This is a genomic window from Streptococcus sp. 27098_8_74, from assembly GCF_041431705.1.
Taxonomy (GTDB): Bacteria; Bacillota; Bacilli; order Lactobacillales; family Streptococcaceae; genus Streptococcus; species Streptococcus salivarius_E.
The window spans coordinates 1-5179 of record NZ_JAPVYF010000051.1 but is presented as its reverse complement, the minus strand read 5'-3'; the positions used below and the strand labels follow the sequence as shown (position 1 = coordinate 5179).

Here is a 5179-nt window from a genome sequence, read left to right as displayed (position 1 = left end):
CCTTCTCCCCTTTATTCATTCTATATTCAATTCTAAAATCTACTTAAATACAACACTTTCTGAGTTGTACAATAGTTTACCGCTAGAGAAACGAAGTTGAGAACTCCTTAAAAATCTTTTTTCAATCACTTCATCTACTGCAGCATCGTCAAAATGGATGACCTCTCCGACTTTTTTCAAACATCCCGCTTCACTTGAATCAAGCAAGCTGAAGATTTTCGCTAAATCTGGAACTTCTCCGACACCAGCGTATTTAAACAATTCGGCTAGAGGAATGTAATTGGTGAGTGTCTTAAGTGGTAAATTCTGAATGTATTTCCTGCAACCTTTCATGAAGGCTAATTTTTTTACTTCATTTTGTTGCCGGTTATTTGTCAAACTGGAGATCCTGACTTGGACTTCTTTAGAAGCTAGCTTATTTTGTCCCGCAAGCAACATATCAAATAACATATATTGATAGTACGTTGATATCACGTCTTTAGCTATGGCTTTAGCTTCAGTTTCTGGTTTTCCCTCTTCGATTAGCTTTCTCCAAAGTTTATCAGAAATATCTCTGGTTGCCTGATAAAACCATGGTGATCCAAACTTCTTATATCGAGTAATTGCAAATGGCCCTTCTGAGTCAATCATATACTCAATAATGGTTCGACATAAGTCATCACTAAATACATGGATGAATGATTCTAGCTTTTCTTCTAGGTCTTCTAAAGTGATTTTTTTAGGGTTAGTGATTGCTGTTGTCATTGTCCCTCCCTTATCTTCCATCATAAAACGCTGCGTAATACTTTAGATGCCAAAGATTAGCAATTAGTGCTTTCTTGTTCCTAAAATATCGTCCGTAGAAACACCAAAGTATTCGGCTAAGGCTACAACGTTTTCCATACGAATATTAGCCCCATTTTCCCATTTGTCGATAGTCCCTGCATCAACATTAAGGTCATGAGCTAACGCTTTCTTTGAGAGCTTCTTTCGTCGTCTCAATTCTGAAATAATGTTTCCCATGTATATATATAACCTGCCTAATCTTTGTGTTTCTGAATTGATTTTACTATTTTTGTGTCAAACAATCAAGAGAATTTTATAATTTAATTATACCTTACTCACGTTATTTTAATTATTTTGTTGTTTAATAGCTGGTAAACATGACTTTGTCATCATTTTAGTTTAACACATCATTGTTTTTTGTTTTACTTTTTATCGATTAAATAAAAGAACGCTTATACCAATTTATACAGTATATATACTGTTTAACGTATTATTTTTCTGTATTTGTTTATTGTTTCTAAAACTGCTATAATGATTTTGATTATAAAAAATTTTAATTTTTTTAGGAAGACGTATGTAGGGAAGATACATGATAGAGTGTAAGGATAGTAACAATTTAAAGGGGAAAATGTTTACTGATCGCTTAACAAAACTCCGGCAAGCTAGAGGCTGGACCAAAAAAGAATTTAGTGTTCAGATTGGAAAAACACAGCAGACAGTAGGAAAGTGGGAAAATGGAACCAATGCTCCTACATTTAAAGATCTTGTGAAATTAGTCGAGTTATTTGGGGTTACGTCAGACTATTTATTAGGGTTATCAGACTCACCCGGTAAATATGCCTACCCACCATTTAACGACAATAAGGAAGAATATGTTGGTGAAATGTTCAAGCAGCTTGACGAGGGGAATCAGGATGCTACTGTTGATTTCATAGAAAACCGATTAGATAATCAGCATATCTCTAAAGAAATCAGAGAAAAGGACCATAGAAAACGAATAGTTAAACAAGATAAACTACCAACCAAAAGAGTCAGTATTTATGCTAGAGCAGATGCACAAGGGTTTGAACTATCAGAGGTCCCAGTCGACTGCCTTGACTACCCAGTGCCTATTCCGGTACATGATATTGCGTTTAAGGTTGCTGGTGATTCCCTGGAACCTAGTTTCTTCGATGATGAAGTGATATTTGTCATAAAAGATTCAATTCTACGAACTGGGGATATTAGCATCGTACAGATAAATAGTCGATTCTTCGTAATGAAGGTAGGTCAAAATAGAGAAAATGGGGACATTCTCCTTAACTCGCTAAATTCTGACGAGGCACCTATCACCTTGTCAGAAAAGGATGATTTCAGCATTTTTGGCAAGATTGTACTTATGTAAGGTTAGTCATAATGATTCATTTTGATTACATAATCAATAAGTAAAAAGGCAACCCCAATGGAGTTGCCATAAACTGCAAGTATCTAACTTACAGGAATAAAAGAAAGTACCTTCATTTTACGGCTCTATAATTTCTGTAGTGGGTAAAACCACTGTAGAGATTATAGAGCTTTTTGAGTGTACACAACTTATTTTACACTACCGCTTTTAAATTCATATTACTTTGTAAATAATAATTTAATATTACTTTTTATATGCAATCATTACACCAACTGGTGCAAGTCCTCCATTTACCAATTTCATTTCAGCTACTGAAAATCCATATTCATGGATAAATTCTTCAAATTGCTTTTTATCCCATTCTTTATACATCTTAAACCCTACAATAGACATCAGCCGTTTTTTGAATTTACTTTGTTTTTCCTCTTTCCATAAAAAAGTGGGAGCAAACAAAGTACCATTAGGTTTTAATACCCTATATATTTCTTTCATTGCCTTGTCAGGCTCGGGCATAATATGAAGTGCATTAGCTATTACTACACAATCAAATTTCTCATCTGTATAAATCAATGAAGTAGCATCAGCTATTTCAAAGACAAGGTTCTCGTATTCTCCATGTTTTCTTGCTTCAAAAATCATTTGTTTAGAAAAATCAGTTGCAATCCAACTTTTCGTATATTTGGAAAGGTTAAAGGATAATTGACCTGAACCACAAGCAAGTTCAAGTACATTCATATCCTTACTCAAATAGGGGTTTATGTATCCGCAAACTTTATCATAAACACCTTTATCCTTCTTCATAAAAGGAGCATACAACTTGGCGAATTTATCCCAAAATTTTTTGTTACTCTTATCACTCACCAGCAAAACTCTTCCCAACAACAAATTTTAAACTCTCTCCGCTTTTAGCATTTCACATTATTCCTTAAAGATGAAGGCTAATTGCAAGTTAGTCTAAATTAACTAATAATATTGTACAATTTTTAAGTCATTTTTTCTATGCTCGCTTTTCATAGCACTTGACAGTTGCCTATAAAATTAAAGTAAGCATCGACTTGTTGATTTCTATCTTTTCCTTTTCTTCCCCCTGTTGCTTCATGGACTACTACTTTTTCTATATACTCATTTATCATTGGTACTGTCAGTTCATCAATATCTGTATATTTCGAATTGACTTAAATTGTTTATTCTGATAAAATTGTGGTAGAAAAAAAGAAGTTGAGCAGTCACTCAACTTCCATGTAGAGCCGTTTAAAAGACGGTGGCTAGTTTTAAACGAAAATAATCCGTCTTACTTCGCCAAAAGTGGGGACGGATTATTTTTTGTCATCGTCTTTAAAGAGTTTGTAGCATAATCCAATTAAAGCGATAGTAAAACTACCAAAGCCTAGAATGGTTTGCACAATCTCGAACGCTGTCAAAACGGCTCTCCTCTCTACTAGATTTTGAATGTTTGCCCATAGGCATCACTCCTCTCTAATAATTGAAAGCCACCGTCTATCACTTTTCTACATATAAGAGTATATCAAATCCATATAATAAAAGCTATCTATAAAAGTCTGGCTCCTTCCATTGTGAAAAGAGCTGTTTTTTATTTTCAAATAAACTTTCAACTATGACAAAATATTCTTCTATTAGCTTATTCTTCATCGTTCAAGAAATTATTTTATATATTTAAGTATCGTTGTTATTCGCAACTTGCTCAATAAAATTGTTCACCAAGAAACAATTGCCATCCCTCCCTAAAGCAAAAACGCAAGAGTAATCTTGCGTTTTTACTACCTATTTATGGATAAGTTAATAAATAATTGAAGTTTGAAATCAACTTAGCATAAACATAATGAATTATTCACCAATCCTTTATTTTATGAATTGTTCTTCCGTTTTCTTGATAAGACCAATCCAACTAATGTAAGAAGGCCTCCAACCTCTATTGCGACTTCAGACTTATTGTCACCAGTTTTAGGAAGTTCTTGTTCTTTTACACCCTCATAAGCTACTGGAGTAATTGAAGAAACTGATTTCACTGTTTGAACTCCTGGAGTCGGAGGGGTAGGAGGGGTTACTGGTGGAACTGTTGGTGTTGGTGGAATTGGTGGGGTTACTGGCGGAACAACAGGTGTTGGTGGAGTTACTTTATTGTTAAATTCTGTATCTGCTGGTAATTCAGTAGTAGCGATTAACACTCTTCCATCTTTCTTCACTTTGATTCCAACAGTAGCAATCATGTGGTCATACTCGATACCAGCTTCGGTACCTTTTACCTCTTCTACATGATAGATGTAAGTTCCTTCTTCACCATTTTTAAATGTAAGTGCTGAAAATTTAATCTTACCAGATGCATCATTCGCTACTGTTTCGATTACATTTCCTTTTTCATCCTTCAAAACAAAGCTAAATTCTCCAGCTTTCAACTCACGACCCTCTAATTTCTTAGTGAAGTTGAACTGTACTGTCACTGGGGCTACCGCATAGTTGTTAAACTCGCTATCCGCTGGCATTACAACATTGGCTGTCAAGATACCTGTTGTGGCGTCTTTTGTGACCTTAACTGTCACTTCGGCGTTCATCGTATCGTAGTCAATATCTGTATCTGTGCCTGCTACTTCACGAACAGTGTAGGTATGTGTACCTTCTTTATCATATGAAATAGCGTCAAATTGGATCGTGCCGTCTGCCCCATTCTTCTTCGTTTGAAGCACTTGACCGTTTTCAAGCAACTCGAAGCTGAAAGCATCTGACTCTAGGGTTTTGCCTTCAAGTTTCTTCGTGAACTTGAATTGGGCGCTGGTTGCCGCTGGGGTGAACGTATTATCGAACTCTGTATCTGTTGGAAGAGCTTTGGTCGCTGTAAGGGTATGACCATCTTTCGTGACAGTAACTGTTACCTCTGCCTTCATTGGGTCATAACTCATTCCGGCTTCTGAACCTGCGACTTCTTCTACAGTGTACTTATGAATACCAACTTCATTATTCTTATAAGTGAGTGCATCGAAGGCTACTTTACCTGAAGCATCATTGGTCTTCGTT

The 5179-nt window shown here is 35.5% G+C and carries 6 protein-coding genes and 1 pseudogene; 1 reads left to right on the top strand and 6 read right to left on the bottom strand.

The window, feature by feature from the left end; all coding sequences use genetic code 11:
• Window positions 1–39: 39 nt before the first annotated feature.
• Both O3670_RS10755 and O3670_RS10750 read right to left on the bottom strand, forming a co-directional pair.
• Window positions 40–744 (bottom strand): hypothetical protein, encoded by a 705-nt coding sequence (locus tag O3670_RS10755; RefSeq protein WP_260313071.1) that lies wholly within the window; start codon window positions 742–744, stop codon window positions 40–42.
• Window positions 745–807: 63 nt separating this feature from the next.
• Window positions 808–1002, bottom strand: coding sequence for a helix-turn-helix domain-containing protein (locus tag O3670_RS10750; protein WP_073945543.1), 195 nt, complete (start codon window positions 1000–1002; stop codon window positions 808–810).
• Window positions 1003–1393: 391 nt separating this feature from the next.
• Here O3670_RS10750 and O3670_RS10745 point away from each other — a divergent pair, with 391 nt between their 5' ends.
• Complete coding sequence (locus O3670_RS10745) at window positions 1394–2149, top strand: helix-turn-helix domain-containing protein (RefSeq protein WP_371596157.1); 756 nt, start codon at window positions 1394–1396, stop codon at window positions 2147–2149.
• Window positions 2150–2392: 243 nt separating this feature from the next.
• On the opposite strand, the gene O3670_RS10740 is transcribed toward O3670_RS10745, so the two are convergent.
• The 4 genes and pseudogenes from O3670_RS10740 to O3670_RS10725 form a co-directional block, all read right to left on the bottom strand.
• A complete protein-coding gene (locus O3670_RS10740; protein ID WP_002886378.1) occupies window positions 2393–3010 on the bottom strand; it encodes a class I SAM-dependent methyltransferase in 618 nt (205 codons plus the stop codon).
• Window positions 3011–3159: 149 nt separating this feature from the next.
• Window positions 3160–3315 (bottom strand): annotated as a pseudogene (locus O3670_RS10735) (DUF4368 domain-containing protein); the annotation flags it as partial.
• Between the two features lie 150 nt (window positions 3316–3465).
• Window positions 3466–3600 carry a putative holin-like toxin gene (locus tag O3670_RS10730; protein ID WP_105291367.1) on the bottom strand — a complete coding sequence of 45 codons (135 nt, stop codon included), beginning with the start codon at window positions 3598–3600 and terminating at the stop codon, window positions 3466–3468.
• Window positions 3601–4014: 414 nt separating this feature from the next.
• A partial coding sequence (locus O3670_RS10725) for a streptococcal pilin isopeptide linkage domain-containing protein (protein WP_371596156.1) occupies window positions 4015–5179 on the bottom strand: 1165 nt, incomplete at its 5' end.

Excerpts from the sequence above, each read along its gene's own strand:
- O3670_RS10755 (WP_260313071.1), bottom strand. The coding sequence starts at position 744 with ATGACAACAGCAATCACTAACCCTAAAAAAATCACTTTAGAAGACCTA.
- O3670_RS10750 (WP_073945543.1), bottom strand. The coding sequence starts at position 1,002 with ATGGGAAACATTATTTCAGAATTGAGACGACGAAAGAAGCTCTCAAAG.
- O3670_RS10745 (WP_371596157.1), top strand. The coding sequence starts at position 1,394 with ATGTTTACTGATCGCTTAACAAAACTCCGGCAAGCTAGAGGCTGGACC.